Below are 20,575 nucleotides of genomic sequence, written 5' to 3'. Positions count from 1 at the left end.
ATCGGATTATTCGCCTTTGCCTTCTTTTTTCGGTTCCATGGCCTTCGGCAGGTAATAGAGCACCACCCGGTTTTCTTTCGTCAGGTACTTGTTGGCCACCCGACGCAGATCTTCTTTCGTGACCTTGTTGTAACGTTCCAGTTCCGTATTGATCAGGTTGGCGTCGCCCAGATACATCTTGTAGTTGGCCAGGCTTTCGGCAATTCCGGCCACACCCGCGTTTCTATTCACAAAATTGGTTTCGATCTGGTTTTTCACTTTCTGGAATTCCGCATCGGTCACCAGTTCTTTCTTCACCCGCTCGATCTCGGCGTTCATTCCGGCTTCGAGGTCTTCGGCTTTCACGCCCATGTTGGCAATCCCGATCGAAATGAACAAACCGGGGTCTTCGGTCGACAGCGGAAACACCCCGGTTTGCACCGCTTTCTGCTGCTTATCCACCAGTTCCTTGTTCATCCGGGAACTCTCACCGCCCGCCAGCAAGGTTTGCAGCACATCCAGGGCGTAATAGTCCGGATCACCCTGCGCCGGCATGTGATACGCCTGGAACACGCCCGGCAGCGAGACATTGTCGTACACAATATCGCGAACTTCGGCTTTCTGCGCCGGTTCTTTCACGTTGGGCCGATACGGCTCTTTAGCGCCCCTCGGAATCTCGCCGAAATATTTGTCGATCAGCTTCTTCGTTTCATCGGGATTGATATCACCGGCGATGGAAAGAATGGCGTTGTTCGGAATATAAAACTCTTTATAAAAGCTCCGAAACTCGTCGATTTTGGCCGCATTCAGGTCTTCCATGGACCCGATCGGCGCCCATTTGTAGGGGTGTACCTTGTAGGCATGGGCCAGCACCTGCGGAAAAAACGTGCCGTATGGCTGGTTTTCGTACCGCTGCCGCCGTTCTTCTTTCACCACTTCCCGCTGGGTTTCAACGCCCTGTTCGTCAACCTTCGCGTGCAGCAGCCGCTCCGATTCCATGTACAGCCCCAATTCCAGTTTGTTGGACGGCAGAATTTCGAAGTAAAAAGTCCGGTCGTTGGACGTGTTGGCGTTCAACTGCCCACCCGCCCCTTTAATAATCTTCATGTATTCGCCCCGCTTGATGTTGTCGGACCCTTCAAACATCAAATGCTCGAAGAAGTGCGCAAAGCCCGACCGGCCCGGTTGTTCGTTTTTCGAACCCACGTGGTACATCATCGTGACGGCCACCAGCGGGGTCGTATTGTCCTGGTGCAGAATAACATGCAAGCCATTCGGCAGATCGTATTCCGTAAATTTGATGCGCGGTGCCGACTGGTCAGCCGGTTTGGGAGCCGTTGAAGCCGCTGCCGCCGGTTTGGACGCGGGCTTCGGAGCGGTCGGTTTCTTGGGCGTTTGCGCCACCGCCGACCAAAGCAGACACTGGCTTAACGCAACATAAAGCACGGTTTTTTTCATATAATGTTTACTAAAATGTAAATTGATTAACACCGGAAATCCGGTCTTTTTCAAAGATACAATTGTTTTTGAGGGCGGAAACAATCTGGTCGGAAGCGGCACGGCAAAGTTTGTCAAAAGGCTGTAAATGAGTGGTGAACGGCAAATTAGCTTGATTTCTCAACCGAATCGGCGGCCCGATCATCCCGAAACGGTATTTTTGCAAACGCTCCTTATCAACCTCTTGCCAAACCGGTTATGATTGTGGTTCGTGTACCGTTTTTATGGGTCAGTGGAATGGCCCTGTTTCCGTTCGTCTTAGTCCGAACGAAACAGCCGGATGCCGTCTTGCTCCACCACGAGCGCATTCACCTGCGCCAGCAACTTGAGTTGGGGATTGTCCCCTTTTACCTTTGGTACCTGCTGGAATACCTGCTCCGGCGCTGGCAGTACGGTGATCATTATACGGCTTATCGCAACATCAGTTTCGAGCGCGAAGCCTTTGAAAATGAAGCCCATCTAACCTACTGGAAAACCCGGAGATGGTACGGTTTCCGGGCCTACCTCCGGCCCCACGGGCTTTAGATCCGGCGAAGGATAGGGTTTATAAAGAGCCTTGTCCTTATGGACTGAAGTCCGAGGGAGCGTCGTCGCGGTAGCTGATCACACCAGCCATCATTATCAGAGCCGTCAGCAACACCACCGCCATCAGAATACCGTCGCGAAAACCGACCAGTTTCAGGTTATCCGGAATACTCAGGTAGAGCAAAACCGTAATCAGACCGCGCGGAGCAATAAAAACGACCGGATTGATGCTCCCCGGCAGCGACACCCGCAACACCACCGCCCGCACAGTGTACAGAACAATCAGCAACAAAACACTGACAATCAGTGCATCCGGCTCAACCAGGGTATAAAAATCGGAAGCGTACCCGAACAACAAAAAGAAAAACGTCCGGACAATGAAAGCGCCTTCCGCCGTCAGGCTTTTGAATTGATCGAGCTCTTTTTCAAATAAATCGTTTTTGAAAATCTGGTCGAGTCGCCCCCGGATAAAGAGTTCGGTATTGTTCAGAAACAGACCAAAGACCAGGATCAGCAGCAAGGGTGAAAGCTGGTAAATCCGGCTGACGGCATAGACGAGAAACAGCACGGAAATGATCGGCAGAAATTTGATCCGGTGACTGATTTTACTGATCAGATACAGCAGAAAAAAGCAGCAGATCAGCGAAATAATCACCATGATCAGCGTATCCTTCGCAAACGACAGGACAGAAAGAATCCCCCCTGATGCGTTATAAACCAGGAAGTTAAAGATCATAACCCCGAGAATATCCGATAACGAGGACTCGTAGACGACAAACTCCCGGTTGGCCGGACTGAGGTTCGTGCTACCAGGAACCGCCACGGCACTACTGATGACGGCAAAGGGCATGGCGGTCACCAGACACTTGAAAAATGAGGCCTCCATCAGCACGTAAAACAAGGACGCCATGAGCAGGGATGTTACCAGAATCGATGACAGCGACGCCCAGAAGGCCCGCCGGATCATCCCGAGTTTTTCGTCGGTCAGTTCCAGTTCCAGCGCCCCTTCCAGCACGATCAGAATCAGGCCCAACGTACCGAGCGTGGGCAAAATGGTATCGACGTACGGCAGTTGAAAGGAAAAATAATTCGTAACCTGGCGCATCAGCATCCCCGATGCCAGCAACAAAATCACCGACGGCGTTTTGTACCGGCTACTGAGCAGGTCAAAAACGTAGGAAATCAGTACCGATAAACTGAAAATAATAATCAGGTATGAGGTATCCATGCCGTCAAGTTTCGGTCAAAAAACGCAATATACGGTTTTCAGCCTTTCGGTAGGCAGCCACCGGCCCAGGTCAGGCATCGGCAATCAGGTCCGTAGCAATTTTGGCCGACAACAGACAGAGCGGAATCCCGCCCCCCGGATGGACACTGCCGCCGACAAAGTACAGGTTCTGGAACTGGTGCGAGAAATTGGCATGGCGCAGAAAAGCCGCAAACCGGTTGTTTGAACTATTGCCGTACAGCGCTCCCTGCGCGCTGGAAGTCCGGCTTTCGATGCTGCGCGGATCCAGCACCGACTCGCAAACAATCAGCGGTGCGATATCGACACCGAGTTGCTGACTCAGTTTCCGAATCACATTCCGACGGGTTCGGGCGATCAGGTTGTCCCAATCCTGCCCGGAATTGTTCGGGGCGTTGATCAGCAGAAACCAGTTTTCGCCGTTCGCCGGGGCATCGTCCGGTTTGTGTTTGGAGGTAATGTTGAGGTATACCGTCGGATCGTCGGACAGGGTTTGCTGGCGGAACATCGCGTCAAACTCGGCCCGATAGTCCTGGCTAAAAAAGATGTTATGTAATCCCAGTTCCGGAAACGTCTGACTGATGCCCCAGTAAAAAATCAGCCCGGAACTGGATTTGGGCTGTCGCAGAATCCGCTCCGGCTGCCGGGCGTTCGGCAACAACCTCCGAAACGTACTGACAATGTCCATGTTGGAAATCACCAGGTCGTAGGGCAACGGGGCCGGCGACGCGTCCTGCCCGTTGGTTTGCGTCACCACGCCCACCACCCGGTTTCCGGTCGTCCGCAATTCGGTCACGCGGGTGTTGAAATGAAACCGCACCCCGAGGTCTTTGGCCAGCTGGACGAGGCTGTTGGTAATACCAATCATTCCGTCTTTCGGGAAAAAGGCCCCGATGTTGTATTCCAGGTGCGGAATGATGTTCAGCGTGGCTGGTGTCTGGTACGGATCGGAGCCGTTGTAGGTTGCGTACCGGTTGAAAAGCTGCACCAGTTTCGGGTGCTGAAACCGCTGTTCGTTGGCCCGGTTCATGGTTTTGAATACCTCCAGCTTCGGTAAATTCAGGTAACCGAACAACGCATCGCGGTTGCACCAGGTCGATAGTTTATGGAGCGAACGATGCAGAAACAGTTTTTCGGTAATGCGGTATTTGGTGGCACTGTCTTCCAGATGCGCTACCAGGTGGCTGGCCGATTCGCCCAGCACGGTTTCGACTTCACGGGCAAACGCCTGACGGTCGGCCCAGGCCGTCAGGCGTGTACCGTCGTCCCAGAAATACCGGCAGGTTTCATCCAGCCGAATGTAATCGAAATACGGTTTGGGATCGCGCCCCGCCAGTTGAAACAGTTCATCCACCAACTGCGGCAGGGTGAACAGCGACGGGCCAGCATCGAACCGAAAACCGTCCTGCGTAAAACCGGATAACTTCCCGCCGGGATAGGCGTTAGCCTCGAATACATCAACCTGAAACCCTTTGACTGACAGCCGGATAGCGGCTGCAATGCCGGCAATCCCGGACCCAATGATAGCAGCGGTTCTGGACAAAATAAGTGGTATTTAAACAGTTAGCGTCGACCTCTCCGGCCTGCTTCGCCTTCGCTGCCGCACGCCCTATAACCGTTTGTAGTAGTTCAAGGTTACGGAAGCCTGGTTGCCTTTTTCGGGCAGGGTGTAATACCCGTTGGCGTTTTTATCGAAGCAAATGGCTTCGCTCTGCGTTCCCACCGGATCGGTCGCTAAGGATTTGTAACTGTTCTTCTGCATCGCGTCCGCCAGCGACTGCCCGCTTTTCCGACGCCAGTGGAAAGCTCCCAGGTACGACATCAGCAGAATTTCGTCCCCATCCGCCGAAACGCTGCCACCGGTGATGAGGCTCAGTGGCAACTCGCCCTGGTAATCGGCTTTGATGGTCTGCGAGGTACTTTGCGGATACGGCAATCGATAAATCCGCACTTTTTCTTCGGCTTTCGTTACAATCCAGAGGTCGCGGGTCTGCGGATCGAGCAACACCGCTTCGGCATCACGCGGGCCGTCCGGATACTGAAACGTAATCCGCTCGATCCCGCTGATCGATTCGTCCACATTCTTTGGTTCCGGGAAGCGGTAGATATAACTGACCTCATTCTGCTTGAAATTATCGCCGATGTCGGCCAGGTACAGGTACGAAACGCCCTCCTGCGGCCCCGGCCCGATGGCCAGATCTTCCCAGTCGCGATTGACGATCCCCGACAACGCAAACCGCTTCTCCAGTTGGCCGCTGGTAGTCATCAGACTGATTTCGGCGGGATTTCCCCCATCCTGCTCCACCCACAACCGGTCGTCCATCGTCCGGCTGGCGACCATGCCGGAAGCTTCATCAACCACCCCCGGCTGAACCGGAAATTTTTGCGGGCTACCCGAAAACCGGTCGGACTTGGACGAACCGGGGGAAATCAGATCGCAGGAAAACAGGAGGAACAGCAGGCTCGCGGCCAGACAACGGGATTGCATGTGAGACATTTCAAGGTTGTATGCCACAAATAACGTCAAAACCGGGTCTTTTGATTGGCCTACTCCTGAAATTTTGAGCAAACGTCGTTATTACGAACCGGTTCGTGGGGACCTCAGGCGGTTTTGGAATGGAAGTTTTCGCGGTAGAGTTGAAGGTAGGTTACGGTATACAAAAGGAAAGCAAAAACCAGGACCATCAAAATAACAGGATGCTTCACCAGAAAGGGCGTTGTCTTATCCTCATCTGTCAATAAGAGATTCAGTGTCTGATTTCACTTTCTGCATGATCTAGTACCCGGCCCGCAATTTCAGAAGTATGACGAAAAGACACCCATTAAGTAACGGTTGCGTGCGGCTCATCATCCTACGTTTACGCATCCTACCCTTCCAGGAAATCTTCGGGAACATGTCTCCAATTGTTCCGCTGTCAGAAGGGTAATCATAGTTAATCCTATTCATCACCGGAAACCTGATTCTGCGCCGTATCTTTGCCCCCGATGAAAACTTATTTCCGGTTACTTTCATACGCCCGGCCGCTGGGCCGTTTTCTGACGCCGTTTCTGCTTACGTCGTTGTTAGCCAGTGTTTTCGGGGTACTGAACTTTACGCTCCTGATTCCGCTGCTGGACGTTCTGTTTGATAAAGTCGATACAACCCAATTGCAGACGCTCCTGAGTCAGCCCGCTCCAAAACTATCGTTGGAAACGTCGCCGAACGACATTTTTCAGTATTATTTCGCACTCTTTTTCCGGGAATACGGCAAGCTCGGTGCCCTGCAATTCGTCTGCGTCATCGTCGTTTTGTCGGTTTTGCTGAGCAATGTTTTCAAATATCTGTCGATCCGGCAACTGGAAGGATTCAAGGCCCGGATGGTCGCCCGTTTGCGCGAGGCCGTATTTACCAAATCCATTCAACTACACCTCGGTTTTTTCTCGAACGAACGCAAAGGCAACCTCATCGCCCGCATCCTGACCGACGTCCAGGAGGTTGAAAATTCGATTGCCAACAGTCTTTCGGCGGTTTCGAAAGAACTGTTTCTGCTGGTAGCCTACATCATCACGCTGTTTAACATTTCGGCCAACCTGACGTTTTTTGCGCTGCTGGTCATTCCGGTTTCGGGCGGTTTTATCGCCATGCTCGTCCGGCGGATGAAACGGGATGCGCAGGCCGGTCAACAGCGCCTGAGCGGCATGCTGAGCCTGCTCGACGAAACCTTCGGCGGGATGCGGGTCGTGAAAGGCTTCAACGCCGAACCCTTTGTCACCCGGAAATTCCGGGTCGAAAACGAAGGCTACCGGCATTCCGTACGGTCGCTGGCCAACCGGCGCGAGCTGGCGTCGCCCTTTTCCGAATTCATGGGTGTGCTGGTCGTTGCGATCATTCTGCTCTACGGTGGATCGCTGGTCTTAACCAAACAGTCTGACCTTTCGGCCTCGGACTTCATCACGTTCATCATCATTTTTTCGCAGGTCACGCGTCCGGCCAAGGAAATTTCCAACGCCTTCAGCGGGTCGCAGCGCGGCATTGCATCGGGCGAACGGATTCTGGAACTGATCGATACCGTACCGGCCATTCAGGACAAACCGAACGCTGCCGAGCTACCTGGTTTCCGGCAACATATTGAAGTACAAAACGTTTCGTTTGCCTACCACCCGGATCACCCGGTTTTGAAGAACATCAATTTTACGCTCGACAAAGGCAAAACCATCGCCCTGGTTGGCTCGTCGGGAAGCGGCAAATCGACCATCGCCGACCTGATTCCGCGCTTCTACGACCCCAGCGCCGGCCGGATTCTGATCGATGGCGTGGATTTGCGCGACTGCACCACGCATTCGCTCCGGAACCTGATGGGCATTGTCACGCAGGAGAGCATTCTGTTTAACGACACGATTTTCAACAACATTGCCTTTGGGAGCGACGCAACGGAAAACGAAGTGATGCGGGCCGCCGAAATCGCCAACGCCCACGATTTCATCATGGCGCAGCCGCAGGGGTACCAAACTGTCATCGGCGACCGGGGGGGCCGGTTGTCGGGCGGACAGCGGCAACGCATCAGCATCGCCCGGGCGGTTCTGAAAAACCCGCCGATTCTGATTCTGGACGAAGCCACATCGGCGCTGGATACCGAGTCGGAAAAGTTGGTTCAGGAAGCCCTCACCCGGCTCATGGCAAACCGTACCAGCCTGGTGATTGCGCACCGGCTCAGTACCATTCAGCACGCGGACGAGATTCTGGTGGTGCAGAACGGGGAGATCGTCGAGCGCGGCACGCACCAGGATCTGCTCGGACTGGAGGAAGGATTTTACCGGCGGTTAACGGTGTAAAACCGCCCGGTTTTACTTCCGGCGGGTCTGGTAACACACCTGATGAATAAAGCTTAGCTTTTCCATCACCCCGGCCGGAATGATAAACGGATACAGGTCGGAATGCCCCATGCTGCGGTTCAGGTTGTTCATCGCGAACGATAACGGTCCCCACAAATCCATCAGAGCCTTGAAATCCTCCGGATCGTACGGATCGGCTTTTTCGTTATTTGCCCCGCTCACCGGATCAATAACCGACTGGTACTGAACCGTTAAGCCAAAAGCATGGGCGGTTTCCAGCGTATCCAGAATGTGGAGGTAGTGCGCCCAGGTTTCGGCCCAGTCTTCCCAGGGGTGGGCGCTGGCGTAGGCGCTGATAAAGTTCAGATTCCAGCCGGCGGGCGGCCCCTGCTGGTAATGCCGCCTGAGGGCGTCTTTGTAACTCTGGCGTTCGTCGCCGAACAGCGCCCGGTACGCATCGATCCGGTCGGTTCCCCGAATCAACCGATCCCAGTAATAATGCCCGATTTCGTGCCGGAAATGCCCCAACACCGTGCGGTACGGTTCGTCCATCTTCTGGCGGGTCATTTCCCGTTCGATATCGTCCGCTTCCGCAATATTGATGGTAATCAGACCGCGCTTGTGGCCCGTCCGGACGTGGTTTTGGGTGCCGTCGGCCAGAAAATCAAAGGAAAGCCCATTATCCGGATCCACCGATTTACTCATCACCGGCAGATTCATGCGCCGAAGGGCGTAAATCAACCGGTGTTTGGCGGTTTCAATCACTTTCCAGCGTTGCAGGTATTCCGGTCGGCTCAGATTTGGAATCGTCCGGTTCAGTCGGCAGGCTTCGCAAAACCGTGATTTATGATCGTTTTCGACCAGCCAGTTACAAACACCGTACTGGTGATTGGCACAATAGCGGTAAACCGTTTCGTCTCCGCTCTCAATCTGAAACAGATCGGCATCCTGCGCAACCAGCGGCAGCAGTTCCAGGGTCCCGACCACAAATCCCAACGGGTAGTCACACTGGGGACAACGGCTGTTTTCGAAATAATTCGGTTCTCCGCAGTGCGTACATTTAAAAAGCTTCATACTCCGACCGATCAAGGAGGAAAACCCTTCATCGCAACTCCTAACGTTCAATCATTTCTCGTAGTAACGCCAGTATTCAGAAATGGTTCGCTCGCCGGTCTTTTCGAGCCAAACCGGCCAGGCCGGTTTGGCTCGTTCATTTGTACTGTCAGTACCAGATCTGAATGGCTTTGGGCGGGACGGTTCTTAGCAACACCCCTACCTGGGTTCCTCCGATCCCTTCCCCCCTAGCTCCCGCAGCTTGGCGTATTTCACGACGGGGTACATGGCCGAAAACAACGACCAGATAAAACCGGGATAACCGTTCAGGAAATTCTGTTTGATCAGGTACTCTTTCAGAAAGGTAATAGGCAGCCGGAAAACGATTTGGGCCACCGACCCCCGCTTGCCCTGGCCCAGCAGGTCGCGGGCACCGGCGGTGGTGTAGCGGTTGAACTTCTCAAAATACTCGTGCAGACTACCGTAGCTGTCGTGGAGCATGTGATGGGCTAATCGACCGACAGATCCCTCCAGCACGACATCTTCGTGCACCCGGGCCGTATTATAGTTGCCGAACCGTTTGTCGAAAAGCCGCAGGTGGGGCATTTTGTATTCGCCCCCGTACCGCATCAGCCGCCCCAGAAAAACGAGCGAAACCGGCACCTCAAACCCGCGAACCTTGCGCTTTCCGGTTTCCACCTCCGCCAGCCGGGTTTGGATCTCTAACCGGAGTTCGTCGGTCACGATTTCGTCGGCATCGACCACCAGCACCCAGGGGTTGCGGGCCTGCGTTACGGCGAATCCTTTCTGCAAACCAAAGCCGTCGAAATCCCGGTGCAAAATCCGGCAACCAGCCTGTTGGGCAATCGTCAGGGTCTGGTCGGTACTGCCCGAATCGACCACCACAATTTCGTCGCACCACGACAACGCTTTCAGGACGGCAGGCAAGATCCGGGCGGAGTTGAACGTAATCATTACGGCACTCACCGGCGGGGAACTGGACACGGGCAACAGGGACATACGCGAACTATAAAATCAAGATAGCGTTACAAATGACTGTTTTTCAATGCAAAAATCAAATTTTAGCAGATTTCAAAGAAGTTATTCTTTCATCCGCCCAACAACTGTTTGATAGTTATGTAGTTATTCCACAAGGAGTTGGTTTCTTACTTTCACCGGTTAATTTTTCGGTTGCATTCCTGCCTCAATCCGGTAACTTTGTTAGCTCGCTCTTTTGTTAAAAAGCACGTAATTCATATTCAATACGTCCCTAATATCATGGCTCAACCTGAAGCACTCGAACCGATCTTGCAAGAGGACCCGCTCCGGTTTGTTCTGTTCCCTATCCGGCACCACGACATCTGGAAAATGTACAAACAACACGAGGCCTCGTTCTGGACCGCCGAAGAAATCGACCTTTCGCAGGACCAGCGCGACTGGGAAAATCTGAACGATGGCGAACGGCATTTCATTTCCAACGTGCTGGCTTTTTTTGCCGCTTCCGACGGTATTGTGAATGAGAACCTGGCAGTCGGTTTTATCTCGCAGGTTCAGTACGCCGAGGCCAAGTGTTTCTACGGTTTCCAGATTATGATGGAAAACATTCACTCGGAAACCTATTCGTTATTGATCGATACGTACATTAAAAACCCGGTTGAAAAAGACAAAATGCTCCGGGCGGTCGACACCATTCCGTGCGTGAAGCGGAAAGCCGACTGGGCCATTCGCTGGATCGAAAACGGTTCGTTTGTGGAGCGTCTGCTGGCGTTTGCGGCCGTCGAAGGGATTTTCTTCTCTGGTTCGTTCTGTTCGATATTCTGGCTGAAAAAACGGGGGCTGATGCCCGGCCTGTCGTTCTCGAACGAGTTGATCTCGCGCGACGAAGGGTTGCACCGTGATTTTGCCTGCCTGCTTTACACGGATCACATCCAGAATAAACTGCCGGAAGCGGAAGTGTATGCGATGATCAAAGATGCCGTCAGCATCGAGCAGGAGTTCGTCAGCGAGTCATTACCGGTATCGCTTATTGGCATGAACGCCGATTTGATGAAACAATACATTGAGTTCGTCGCCGATCACCTGCTGGTTTCGCTGGGTCTGCAAAAAGTTTACAACTCGACGAATCCGTTCGATTTCATGGACATGATCTCCCTGCAGGGCAAGACCAACTTCTTCGAAAAACGCGTCGGCGAATACCAGAAAGCGGGTGTCATGGGATCCACGAAAGAAAAAGAAGATCAGAAGATTACGTTCGACGCGGATTTTTAGCCAAGTCCCAAACCGTCTTTTATCTTTGTCTGAGCCTACCAAAAAGTAGGCTCTTTTTTTTACAAGCACCTGAAAATAGATGAACCATACTACCACCACTCTAAACCGTCTGGACGTCATTGACGCGTTGATGGCCCAGAAAAAGTTGAAAAATTACCTGGAAATCGGTGTGGCCAACGGTCATATTTTTTTCCGAGTCCGGAGTCCGTTTAAAGTCGCGGTCGATCCGGCGTTTGCATTCGATACGCTCCGGCGCATCGGAAAAACCATTCTGAATCCGTCGAATCTGGCGAATCAGTATTTCGAAAAAACGAGTGATGCCTTTTTTGCCGAAGATGCCGGGCGGGTATTGACCGGAAAACCGCTGCAACTGGCCCTGATCGACGGCATGCACGAGTACCAGTTTGCCCTGCGCGACGTAGAAAATACGCTCCGTTACCTGAGCCACGACGGGGTAATCATCCTGCACGACTGCAACCCGCAGACGCCCGGCGCGGCCGTTCCGTACGAGGAGTGGGTGGAAGGCCAGTGGAACGGCGATGTCTGGAAAACCATCGTTCACCTGCGCAGCCAGCGCCCCGACCTGAATGTGTTTGTGCTGGATACGGATCAGGGCTTGGGCATCGTGACCCGCCGAAAACCGGAATCGCCCCTGGCTTTCACCCCCGCCCAAATTGCGCAATTGACCTACGACGATTTCGCCCAAAACCGGGTGCACTGGCTCAATCTGAAGTCACCGGACTATTTCTATGCGTATTTTGGCTTGGAAAAAGAATAAAGATCAAAGACAAGAGAATAAAGAATACGCCCGGCGAGCTTTATTCTCCTGGCTGTGCGTCTGCGCCCGCGTCTTTAATTCCTTTCCTCCTCGCCCAGCACCGACCAGATCAGGTCACTTTCATAGCCTTTGCTAATGGCGTAACGAACCAGTTTCTGTTTCACCACCAACGGGTTTTCGTCCCGCAGGCTGCGTTTTTTTTTGTCGAGCAACTCGATCAGCGTCTGCCGGTAATCGTCCGACTCGATTTCCTTCATGGCCTGATCGAGGTTATAACCCGTGATCCCGCGCTGTTTGAGGTGTTGCTTGATCTTGTGCTTTCCCCAGTGCTTCACCCGGAATTTGCTACCCGCAAATGTTTTGGCAAACCGTTCTTCGTTCAGGTAATTCTGCTCGATCAGCCAGGCAATGATTTCCTCCGCTTCGTCGCCCTCCACCTCCCATTCGCGCAATCGTTCGCGCACTTCCCGCTGCGTCCGCTCCTGGTAGGCGCAAAACGAGGCCGCCCGGCGCAGCACATCTTTCGTTTGATCAGTCATAACTGAGATCCAAGAAGAGAGAGCAGACAAGAGACAACCCGCAGGGCTGTACGGGATTTGCAATCCCGTACACAGACTGTCGCCGATTTAAAATCGGCAAGCTTCCATTCCGGATGACAACCGGCCGCCCGGCGATCCGTTGACGGTAGAACCGGGATCGAAAACCCTGATCAGTCAGCAGGTGTTGCTTCTGCCTCCCGTCTATCCTCCCTTGTCTATCTTCTCTTGTCTATCTTCTCTTGTCTATCTTCTCTTGTCTATCTTCCCTTGTCTATCTTCTCTTATCTATTCAATTACCAGGTTCGTTTGCTCATTACTTTATCGAGTTCCGCTCGCGTCATGGTCCCCAACTCAGGGTGTTGACTGAGCCACTTCAGAAACTCGGTTTTGATTTCGTCGGTCCACTGGCTGTCAATCTGACCGGTGGTGTAACGGGCGGATTTCACCATTTCAAAGCCAAACTGGTCTTTCCGCGTCACAAACTCGCAGGTTGTCACCACCTGCTCGGCCAGATGCGCCGGAACGAACAAAACACCTTCGCGCTGGGCAATCACCAGATCACCCGGTAGCACCATCGTACTGCCTATCCGAATCGGTGTGTTCAGGCCCATCAGCACCATTTCTTCCAGAAACGACGGGTGAAAATCGCGTACGAAAGCGTTAAAACCTTTAATATTCTGTAACTCTGCCAAATCGCGGGCAGCTCCGTTAAACACCACACCGTTGCCGGTTTTGCTGAAAATCGCATTGCCCAGCGTAGCCCCAACGAGCGTACCTCCGCCGATTTTTCCGAAACCGTCGGCCACGTAGACATCGCCCTTCGTCAGCGTTTCAATCGGCCAGGTGTTGGTATTTCCCTTGCGGCCCTGTTTGGTGATGCCCCGGTCTTTGATATTTTTTTCGATATCCGGCCGACTGGGCATAAACATCGCCGTCACGGCCCGACCCGTCACCACCACATCGTCATGAATGACTTTCCAGCCGCCTTCGAACTGGTTCAGATAGCCTTCGTTCTTCAACACCGTCCAGGCATCGTCGATCCCGATTTTTTTGGCCCGCTCGATCAGCGCATCCGGAATTTTAGGCCGTCCGTCGGGGAACCGTTCCCCTTTCCATTCCGACGTCAAAAACACCAGCTCGTCTTTCGCCATCGTTTGGGCGACGGCCATCTGCCTGCTAAAAAGAACGAAAATAAAAGTTACGAGAAAGGCAAAACGGGATTTCATGTGGACAAGTTTTGGTTTATGATTTAAAATTGGTGGTTGGCCAGCGAAACTAATCACAAACGGTAAACCAGAAACCGTCCCTCACGGAATTAATGTTCTTTGGCCAGATAGGCATCGAGATCTTTTTGCGTAATCGCCAGTTTTTTCGGGTATTTACCCACCCAGGCCCGGAACTCATCCTTGATTTTGGCCGACCAGGTGCCGTGGATTTCGCCCGAGGGGTATTTGCCCTGCTGCAACAAGACCCGCTCGAACTCATCGCGCAGGGCCGTCATTTCCGACGCCGACACCAACCCTTCAACCAGGTGGGCCGGAATGAACACCACGCCGTATTCATTCGCAAACACGACATCGCCCGGAAAAACCGTCACCTCGCCGATCCGGATCGGCGCGTTAATCGAAGTCGGCGTCATGTCTTTGATATACGACGGATCGTGTCCTTTTACCCAGGCGTTGAAGCCTTTCGTATCTTTCAGTTCCTGCATGTCGCGGATCGATCCGTAGAAAATGACGCCCTTTCCGGTTTTGCCGTAAATCGCATTGCCCAGGCTGGAACCAATCAGCGTGCCGTCTTTGACTTTGCCGTAGCCGTCGGCGACGTACACATCACCTTTGGTCAGAATATCGATCGGCCAGATGTTGATGCCGCCTTTCTGGGAGCGTCCTTCGGCCTTCCCCTGTTTCCGGACCAGGCTATCGAGGTCGGGGCGCGTCGGCATAAACTGCGCCGTCACGACGCGTCCGGTCATGGTTTCACCCGGTTTCAGAATCACCCAGTTTTTTTCGACCTGATTGCGGTAGCCTTTATTCCCCAGATACCCCCAGATTTGCTCCAGTGTGCAATTCTGCAGGCGTTCCAGCACCAGATCGGGGACTTTCGGGCGACCGTCGGAAAACCGCTCGCCTTTCCAGTTGGCCGTTAATTCCGTGACGTATTCCGGGGATGAGCCAATCCGTTGAGCCTGCGCGAAAAGGCTGCCCGAAAGGCAAAGGGTCAGTACGAGTAAGGTTTTCTTGATCATCGCTTTGTTTAGGAATAGATACGAATTGGCAAAAGTAAGCTGGAGCCCGGTTTTCCTTCAATACCAGCGGATTATGCCATAAGAAATCAGAACAACCCAGCGAACTGAACGACCGATCCCAAAAATAGAATCGTCAACCTATAAAGGCAACCGAACGGGTAAAATACTGACAAGGGCCAGCCTCAGAAAAAAAACGGCTACCGAAGGCAGAAAGTAAGCTTTTTCATTAACTTTCCCAATAAATTGAATTATATCCAGACTTAAGTTCCCTTTTCCGTTAACTGCCATCTCGGCGGATTATAGTCCCTAAATCCCGTTAAACGCATGAAAAAAGTTCAACAGTTACTAGAGTGGCTTAAGAAACATCCGGCCCCAGCTCTGGCCGCAGAGCCGACCCTCAACGCGGCTTCCGGTGTCGACCGGCGTAATTTCCTCCGAAATTCGGCCCTGGGCGGTTTGTCGCTCGGCTTGATGTTCGACGGAAAAACGGAACAGGAGATGGAATTCATCACCCAGAAAGTCAAGCGTGACTCAAAACCGTCGGAACTAAAAATCACCGATTTGCGGATTGCCGTTTTGCAGGGCGTCCCCTTTTCCAGCCCCATCATCCGGATCGATACCAACCAGGGTTTAGTCGGCTGGGGGGAAGTCCGCGACGGAGCCAGCCCCAATTACGCGCTGATGCTGAAAAGCCGCCTGCTGGGCAAAAACCCCTGCAACGTTGAGAAGATTTTTAAAGAAATCCGGCAATTTGCCGGTCATAGCCGGGCCGCCGGGGGGGTTTGTGGCGTTGAAATGGCGCTCTGGGATCTGGCCGGAAAAGCGTATAATGTCCCGGCTTACCAACTGCTTGGCGGCAAATACCGGGATCATGTCCGGCTGTATGCCGACACCCCCGAAGGCAAGGATTATACCGATTTTGCCAAAAATATGGAGCTGCGCCGGAAACAGGGTTACACCTGGTTAAAAATGGATTTCGGTATCCAGATGCTGGTCAACGAGCCCGGCGCCTTGGTAGGAGCCAATGGCTGGAATGTCAGAAATCAATGGAGTGACAATGGGGCGCAGAAATTAGGAAACTACGCGCAGACCAAGCACCCGTTTACCCGGATTCAGGTGACGCCCAAAGGCATCGACAAACTGGCGCAGCACGTCAGCAAAGTCCGGGAAATTGTTGGTTACGACACCCCGCTCTGCGCCGACCACTTCGGTCACTTCGATGTCAATACCGCCATCCAGATCGGAAGAGCGATGGACCCGTTCCGGCTGGCCTGGCTGGAAGACCTGGTTCCCTGGTTCTACCACGATCAGTGGAAGCAGATTTCGGACGCCATCGATACGCCTACCCTGACCGGCGAGGATATTTTCGGCAAGGAAGAATTCATCAAACTCATTGATGCCAAGGCGGTGGACATGATTCACCCCGACCTGGCGTCGTCGGGCGGTTTGCTCGAAACCAAAAAAATTGGCGATTATGCCGAAGAAAAAGGCATTCCGATGGCGATGCACTTCGCCGGATCACCAATCTGCATGATGGCCAATGTGCACTGCGCGGCTGCGACCGAAAACTTCGTAGCGCTCGAACACCACGGTGTCGATGTGGCGGGCTGGGAAGACATTGTCACGGGGATCAAACCGATCGTGGAGCAGGGCTTTGTCAAAGTGCCCGACAAGCCGGGTCTGGGCGTGGAGCTAAACGAAGAAGCGGCCAAGAAATTCCTCAAAAAAGGCGCGACCTGGTTCGCTCCGACCGATAGCTGGAACACCCGCGACTCCGCCGACCGTGAGTGGAGCTAAAAGAGTGATGAAGTAAGAGTGATGAGTTAAGAGTTGGCTGACGCATTCTATTCCTGCGGAGCCAACTCTTAATTCTTAATTCATAATAAACGACTCCATTTCCAATGATTAATGGATTTTGTCAAATTGTCGCTCACCAACCGGAATCGACACCGCCAAATGGTTTTCTTTCGGCGGAATGGGGCAGGCATAGCCGTCGCTGTAGGCGCAGTACGGATTATACGCTTTGTTGAAATCCAGGATCAGTTTCCCGTCTTTTATATCGCCCAGCCGCAGGTCCATATAGCGGCCTCCGCCATACGTTTCTTTCCCGTTGGTGGCGTCTTTAAAGGGTAAGAACAGATAATCCCGATACTGTGGCAAGCGGGCCAGTTGCAGGCTGCGGTAAACGGTCAGCTGGTGCGGTTTTCCGTGTAGCGTAAACGACAGAACGGCGTAGCTGACATACGTTTTTTTCTGCCCGTCGTAGGTGGGTAATTCAAACGGTTCGGCCTCGGGGGTCCGCCGAACGCTGGCTTCGATCCGGTAGGTAGAATCGGGCGCATAGAAGCGCAAATAAGCCAGTTCTTCTTTTTTTAGCGGGCTCTTCGCCGACTTTAAAAAGTCGGCCTTATAGGCTTCCCGATGCGCTGCAATCGACTGGTTATACAGCGTTTGGGAAAAGCCGGAAAGGCTCACCAGCCAGGCAAAAACCATTCCGGCTACTCGTAACTTACTCGTCCGATGCATCATCCGATCCGGCCGCGCGGGGCGTTGCCTGCTGATCTGAAACCAGTTCAAAACCGGAAACGCCATCGCCATAATCATACGGTTTGATGGTAAATGAGTATTCATGATCCTGAAAATTAAGACCTATTTTTTGGAATACTCCTTTCAACGGAATGGAATAACCACGGCCGGTTTTCGCCAATTCAAATGCTTCAGAATCACTGGAATCGGTCGGAATTAAATACAAGGCTTTTACCCCTTTCCGGCGATTAACCGTACCCACTTTATAGTGCGGTTTTGACGGATCAATATTCAGGCCTTCCATTAATTTTTGCGGAAAAGCCAGACGACCCGTTTTGGTTACGGAGGTTGTGAACGTGGTCTCTTTCGGTGCTACTTTGGGTGCTTCGTCCGTATTGTCAACAGGTGAGAAAAAACGGATCTTGTTCGGTTTTACTTTCATTTGGGTGTGTTAAAAAAAGTTTGCGTGCAAAACTATTGAATTCTCTTTAATTAAATAAACATTTTGTTCATTTAATAAATATAAAAATCCTCTTCAGAAGTAGCAACGTAAAAAATATGAGGCTTTAATCGGCATTTAACCATCCCAACTAGCAAACAAAATACCAATAAATAACCGCATTCAAATCATTTTCTTTTACGGTGTATTTACAAAAATTTTCATCATTATCGTAAGTAAAAACAGCAAAATATCGTTTAAATGCACCGACCAAAACAACACATTTAACGATGATTAGGTTAACAGGTTTTCATTGCTCGTGACGACTTATCGTCGATCCATTTTATCCCAAAACCGGGTGGAACTGGTGCATTATTTGATCCCGGAAACGTACCTCTTTCGAAAAAAAGTGTGGCCTTTGGATAATATTCAAGAACATTCGCTGTTACCTGCGGTTCTAAAAAGAGTCAATTTAAATTCAGCGATTATGAAGAAGATAAGCTTGTCCCTACTGCTGCTCTTGAGCGCTTGGACGTTTTCGTGCAACAGCACCAGCAACAAAGACAGTGCCGAACAGGCCGAAGAAGCGAATGAGATGAAAAATGCTCCCGAGGATGATTCCGAATTTATGGTAAAAGCCGCGAGCGGGGGGATGATGGAAGTGGAATTAGGCAATTTGGCGCAACAAAAGGCCCAGAGTAAAGCGGTGAAAGACTTTGGAGCCATGATGGTTTCCGACCATTCCAAAGCCAATGAAGAACTGAAAGCCCTGGCTGCTTCGAAGAATTTAACGATCCCGGCTACGCTCAGTGACGACCATCAACAACACGTTAATGACCTCAGCAAGCTGTCCGGAGCCGAGTTTGATAAAGAATATGTTAAAATGATGGTCGATGATCATAAGGAAGATATCGACCTGTTTAAAGAAGCTTCGTTTGACGCCAAAGATGCTGATATTAAAGCGTTCGCGGGCAAAACCCTGCCGACGCTACAGAAGCATTATGATGCCGTAAAAGCGATTCAGGATGGCATGAAATAAGCCCGAAAAACCGGCCGAAAAGGAACGCAGGCGTTGTCTGCGTTCCTTTTTATTTTTTATCGTATCTTGGCAATTATCCGAAACCGTGCAGTTGATAAAGCCGGTTTTCGGTCCGATTCGACGCTTTCCATTCCTTCCTAAACCTGCTGTTATGATGAGCAACTCTATTTTTCGAGCGCTGTTTTTTCTCGTTTTTCTTCCCCAATTCGCATTCACCCAAACCGGAAAAGTACTTGATAATCAGTTCTTAAAAAGTAAAATCCTAAAAAGCGACCGAAAGTTTGCGATCTATTTACCACCGGACTATGAGTCGTCCCAGCGGGCTTACCCCGTTTTGTACCTCCTGCACGGTGCCGGTGACGACCATACCGGCTGGGTGCAGTTTGGCGAGGTACTGCACATTGCTGATAAAGCCATTGCCGAAGGCAAAGCCACGCCGATGATTATCGTCATGCCCGATGCCAATACCGGTCGGCGCGGGTACGGCAACGACCCCAAAGGCGAGTGGCGATACGAGGATTTCTTCTTCGAAGAATTGATGCCATTCGTAGAAAAAAACTACCGGATTAAAGCGGAGAAGCGGTTTCGGGCCGTTTCTGGGCTATCGATGGGCGGGGGCGGCACGTTCACGTATGCCCTTCATCACCCGGAATTGTTCTCGTCGGCCTGCCCGCTCAGTGCCTCAACGGGTCCGCTCACGCTGGAAGCCGCCAAAGCCCAGCTCGCCCGGAGCAACCAGACCGTCACCGACGACGAATTGCAGACTTATTTCAACCGGCAAAGTGTGCTGGCACTGATTAACAACATGCCGGACGATCAGAAAAAAGCCGTTCGCTGGTACATCGACTGTGGGGACGACGATTTTCTGTATGAAGGTAACTCGCTGGTACACATTGCGATGCGCAAGAAAGAAATTCCGCACGAATTTCGCATCCGCGACGGTGGCCATACCTGGACGTACTGGCGGACGTCTCTTCCTGCTGTACTGGAATTCGTTTCGGCAGCTTTCCATCAATTCTGAACGGAAGCCCAAAGTGCTCCTTTTGCTTTAGAAAAGCCGGTCATCCAATCCGGCTTCACGGTTCTTCTTTCCGAGGAAACAGGCCGCCATCGGGCAACCAGATCGTTCGAAAAGGGCCGGGAACGTTACCTGTAAACCAGGGGTATAAACATAAAACCGTTTTCCTTTTCGGTTCCTATTACCCTGACCAGCCTGATCTTTCGGGAGCAGCCGCGCCAACACAGGTAATCTTTTATTTTTCATGGAAAAAACCTTACCAGTGAATCGGCTCGTTATAGTAAAAGACGTTCCCTACTATTTTTAGTAATATCTACTTAAGCAAAAAAAGTAGACGCGTAGATCATACTGATAATAGCAGGTTCCGGATTATTTTATTCATTTTTTTAAACACCGCTTCGTCCGGATTATGTCACATTCGAAGATTCGATATAACGAATCGCCGGTCCGTTTCCGAATGATTAATACGTAGTGGAGCTCAATGGGTCCTTCAAAATCAGGTTTCCCTAAAGTGATCAACTCAATTGCGGTAAAAGAGTCGTCTGAGTGGGTATCGAATAAACATAAACCGCTGATTGATCGGATAATTCAAAACCCATGTGATTAAA

General features: G+C 51.9%; 18 protein-coding genes. 7 read left to right on the top strand and 11 right to left on the bottom strand.

Annotated elements, in window-relative coordinates; all coding sequences use genetic code 11:
- Positions 1–6: 6 nt before the first annotated feature.
- Positions 7–1,437: a M16 family metallopeptidase gene (locus ACFPMF_RS12035; protein WP_379844968.1), complete on the bottom strand. Its 1,431-nt coding sequence runs from the start codon at positions 1,435–1,437 to the stop codon at positions 7–9.
- A gap of 237 nt (positions 1,438–1,674) precedes the next feature.
- Between ACFPMF_RS12035 and ACFPMF_RS12030 the strand changes: the two genes are divergently transcribed.
- Positions 1,675–2,001 carry a hypothetical protein gene (locus ACFPMF_RS12030; protein WP_379844965.1) on the top strand — a complete coding sequence of 109 codons (327 nt, stop codon included), beginning with the start codon at positions 1,675–1,677 and terminating at the stop codon, positions 1,999–2,001.
- A 37-nt stretch (positions 2,002–2,038) separates the two neighbouring features.
- Here the strand turns inward: ACFPMF_RS12030 and ACFPMF_RS12025 are convergent, their stop codons facing one another.
- The 3 genes from ACFPMF_RS12025 to ACFPMF_RS12015 form a co-directional block, all read right to left on the bottom strand.
- On the bottom strand, positions 2,039–3,229 hold the full coding sequence (locus ACFPMF_RS12025; RefSeq protein WP_379844962.1) for a cation:proton antiporter: 1,191 nt from the start codon (positions 3,227–3,229) through the stop codon (positions 2,039–2,041).
- 70 nt (positions 3,230–3,299) lie between these two features.
- Positions 3,300–4,790 carry a 1-hydroxycarotenoid 3,4-desaturase CrtD gene (gene crtD / locus ACFPMF_RS12020; RefSeq protein ID WP_379844959.1) on the bottom strand — a complete coding sequence of 497 codons (1,491 nt, stop codon included), beginning with the start codon at positions 4,788–4,790 and terminating at the stop codon, positions 3,300–3,302.
- Positions 4,791–4,856: 66 nt separating this feature from the next.
- Positions 4,857–5,735, bottom strand: a complete 879-nt coding sequence (locus ACFPMF_RS12015) for a PE-PGRS family protein (protein WP_379844956.1) — start codon at positions 5,733–5,735, stop codon at positions 4,857–4,859.
- Positions 5,736–6,232: 497 nt separating this feature from the next.
- Between ACFPMF_RS12015 and ACFPMF_RS12010 the strand changes: the two genes are divergently transcribed.
- A complete protein-coding gene (locus tag ACFPMF_RS12010; protein WP_379844953.1) occupies positions 6,233–8,059 on the top strand; it encodes an ABC transporter ATP-binding protein in 1,827 nt (608 codons plus the stop codon).
- Positions 8,060–8,071: 12 nt separating this feature from the next.
- Here the strand turns inward: ACFPMF_RS12010 and ACFPMF_RS12005 are convergent, their stop codons facing one another.
- Together ACFPMF_RS12005 and ACFPMF_RS12000 are read right to left on the bottom strand one after the other, a co-directional pair.
- Positions 8,072–9,133 carry a zinc-binding metallopeptidase family protein gene (locus tag ACFPMF_RS12005; protein ID WP_379844950.1) on the bottom strand — a complete coding sequence of 354 codons (1,062 nt, stop codon included), beginning with the start codon at positions 9,131–9,133 and terminating at the stop codon, positions 8,072–8,074.
- 198 nt (positions 9,134–9,331) lie between these two features.
- Entirely contained in the window at positions 9,332–10,132 is an 801-nt protein-coding gene (locus tag ACFPMF_RS12000) for a glycosyltransferase family 2 protein (protein ID WP_379844947.1), read from the bottom strand.
- 258 nt (positions 10,133–10,390) lie between these two features.
- Here ACFPMF_RS12000 and ACFPMF_RS11995 point away from each other — a divergent pair, with 258 nt between their 5' ends.
- Together ACFPMF_RS11995 and ACFPMF_RS11990 are read left to right on the top strand one after the other, a co-directional pair.
- Positions 10,391–11,380 carry a ribonucleotide-diphosphate reductase subunit beta gene (locus tag ACFPMF_RS11995; RefSeq protein ID WP_379844944.1) on the top strand — a complete coding sequence of 330 codons (990 nt, stop codon included), beginning with the start codon at positions 10,391–10,393 and terminating at the stop codon, positions 11,378–11,380.
- A gap of 79 nt (positions 11,381–11,459) precedes the next feature.
- Positions 11,460–12,158 carry a class I SAM-dependent methyltransferase gene (locus tag ACFPMF_RS11990; RefSeq protein WP_379844941.1) on the top strand — a complete coding sequence of 233 codons (699 nt, stop codon included), beginning with the start codon at positions 11,460–11,462 and terminating at the stop codon, positions 12,156–12,158.
- 74 nt (positions 12,159–12,232) lie between these two features.
- On the opposite strand, the gene ACFPMF_RS11985 is transcribed toward ACFPMF_RS11990, so the two are convergent.
- The 3 genes from ACFPMF_RS11985 to ACFPMF_RS11975 form a co-directional block, all read right to left on the bottom strand.
- Positions 12,233–12,697, bottom strand: a complete 465-nt coding sequence (locus tag ACFPMF_RS11985) for a regulatory protein RecX (protein ID WP_379844938.1) — start codon at positions 12,695–12,697, stop codon at positions 12,233–12,235.
- A 293-nt stretch (positions 12,698–12,990) separates the two neighbouring features.
- A complete protein-coding gene (locus ACFPMF_RS11980; protein WP_379844935.1) occupies positions 12,991–13,923 on the bottom strand; it encodes an RraA family protein in 933 nt (310 codons plus the stop codon).
- An 89-nt stretch (positions 13,924–14,012) separates the two neighbouring features.
- On the bottom strand, positions 14,013–14,945 hold the full coding sequence (locus ACFPMF_RS11975) for an RraA family protein (RefSeq protein WP_379844933.1): 933 nt from the start codon (positions 14,943–14,945) through the stop codon (positions 14,013–14,015).
- Between the two features lie 324 nt (positions 14,946–15,269).
- Between ACFPMF_RS11975 and ACFPMF_RS11970 the strand changes: the two genes are divergently transcribed.
- Positions 15,270–16,742, top strand: a complete 1,473-nt coding sequence (locus ACFPMF_RS11970; protein ID WP_379844930.1) for a mandelate racemase/muconate lactonizing enzyme family protein — start codon at positions 15,270–15,272, stop codon at positions 16,740–16,742.
- 108 nt (positions 16,743–16,850) lie between these two features.
- Here ACFPMF_RS11970 and ACFPMF_RS11965 read toward each other — a convergent pair whose 3' ends face one another.
- Positions 16,851–17,543 (bottom strand): DUF1684 domain-containing protein, encoded by a 693-nt coding sequence (locus ACFPMF_RS11965; protein WP_379844927.1) that lies wholly within the window; start codon positions 17,541–17,543, stop codon positions 16,851–16,853.
- Positions 17,455–17,913: a hypothetical protein gene (locus tag ACFPMF_RS11960; protein WP_379844924.1), complete on the bottom strand. Its 459-nt coding sequence runs from the start codon at positions 17,911–17,913 to the stop codon at positions 17,455–17,457. Before ACFPMF_RS11960 ends, ACFPMF_RS11965 begins: the two co-directional genes overlap by 89 nt.
- A 316-nt stretch (positions 17,914–18,229) precedes the next feature.
- Here ACFPMF_RS11960 and ACFPMF_RS11955 point away from each other — a divergent pair, with 316 nt between their 5' ends.
- Together ACFPMF_RS11955 and ACFPMF_RS11950 are read left to right on the top strand one after the other, a co-directional pair.
- Positions 18,230–18,949, top strand: a complete 720-nt coding sequence (locus ACFPMF_RS11955; RefSeq protein WP_379844921.1) for a DUF4142 domain-containing protein — start codon at positions 18,230–18,232, stop codon at positions 18,947–18,949.
- 151 nt (positions 18,950–19,100) lie between these two features.
- The gene (locus ACFPMF_RS11950; protein WP_379844918.1) at positions 19,101–19,970 is read left to right on the top strand and encodes an alpha/beta hydrolase; all 870 of its coding nucleotides are present in this window, start codon (positions 19,101–19,103) and stop codon (positions 19,968–19,970) included.
- Positions 19,971–20,575: the final 605 nt, after the last annotated feature.

Source organism: Larkinella bovis (assembly GCF_042655385.1).
GTDB lineage: Bacteria > Bacteroidota > Bacteroidia > Cytophagales > Spirosomataceae > Larkinella > Larkinella bovis.
Note: the sequence above shows the minus strand (reverse complement) of the source record. Positions and strands in the feature narration are given on the sequence as shown.

What these genes read in the sequence shown, in the direction of transcription:
- ACFPMF_RS12005 (WP_379844950.1), bottom strand. Translation starts at nt 9,133, where the DNA reads ATGAAGCTTTTTAAATGTACGCACTGCGGAGAACCGAATTATTTCGAA.
- ACFPMF_RS11965 (WP_379844927.1), bottom strand. Translation starts at nt 17,543, where the DNA reads ATGGCGATGGCGTTTCCGGTTTTGAACTGGTTTCAGATCAGCAGGCAA.
- ACFPMF_RS12010 (WP_379844953.1), top strand. Translation starts at nt 6,233, where the DNA reads ATGAAAACTTATTTCCGGTTACTTTCATACGCCCGGCCGCTGGGCCGT.
- ACFPMF_RS11970 (WP_379844930.1), top strand. Translation starts at nt 15,270, where the DNA reads ATGAAAAAAGTTCAACAGTTACTAGAGTGGCTTAAGAAACATCCGGCC.
- ACFPMF_RS12000 (WP_379844947.1), bottom strand. Translation starts at nt 10,132, where the DNA reads ATGTCCCTGTTGCCCGTGTCCAGTTCCCCGCCGGTGAGTGCCGTAATG.
- ACFPMF_RS11985 (WP_379844938.1), bottom strand. Translation starts at nt 12,697, where the DNA reads ATGACTGATCAAACGAAAGATGTGCTGCGCCGGGCGGCCTCGTTTTGC.
- ACFPMF_RS12015 (WP_379844956.1), bottom strand. Translation starts at nt 5,735, where the DNA reads ATGCAATCCCGTTGTCTGGCCGCGAGCCTGCTGTTCCTCCTGTTTTCC.
- ACFPMF_RS11980 (WP_379844935.1), bottom strand. Translation starts at nt 13,923, where the DNA reads ATGAAATCCCGTTTTGCCTTTCTCGTAACTTTTATTTTCGTTCTTTTT.
- ACFPMF_RS12030 (WP_379844965.1), top strand. Translation starts at nt 1,675, where the DNA reads ATGATTGTGGTTCGTGTACCGTTTTTATGGGTCAGTGGAATGGCCCTG.
- ACFPMF_RS11960 (WP_379844924.1), bottom strand. Translation starts at nt 17,913, where the DNA reads ATGAAAGTAAAACCGAACAAGATCCGTTTTTTCTCACCTGTTGACAAT.
- ACFPMF_RS12025 (WP_379844962.1), bottom strand. Translation starts at nt 3,229, where the DNA reads ATGGATACCTCATACCTGATTATTATTTTCAGTTTATCGGTACTGATT.
- ACFPMF_RS11975 (WP_379844933.1), bottom strand. Translation starts at nt 14,945, where the DNA reads ATGATCAAGAAAACCTTACTCGTACTGACCCTTTGCCTTTCGGGCAGC.
- ACFPMF_RS12035 (WP_379844968.1), bottom strand. Translation starts at nt 1,437, where the DNA reads ATGAAAAAAACCGTGCTTTATGTTGCGTTAAGCCAGTGTCTGCTTTGG.
- ACFPMF_RS11990 (WP_379844941.1), top strand. Translation starts at nt 11,460, where the DNA reads ATGAACCATACTACCACCACTCTAAACCGTCTGGACGTCATTGACGCG.
- ACFPMF_RS11950 (WP_379844918.1), top strand. Translation starts at nt 19,101, where the DNA reads ATGATGAGCAACTCTATTTTTCGAGCGCTGTTTTTTCTCGTTTTTCTT.
- ACFPMF_RS11995 (WP_379844944.1), top strand. Translation starts at nt 10,391, where the DNA reads ATGGCTCAACCTGAAGCACTCGAACCGATCTTGCAAGAGGACCCGCTC.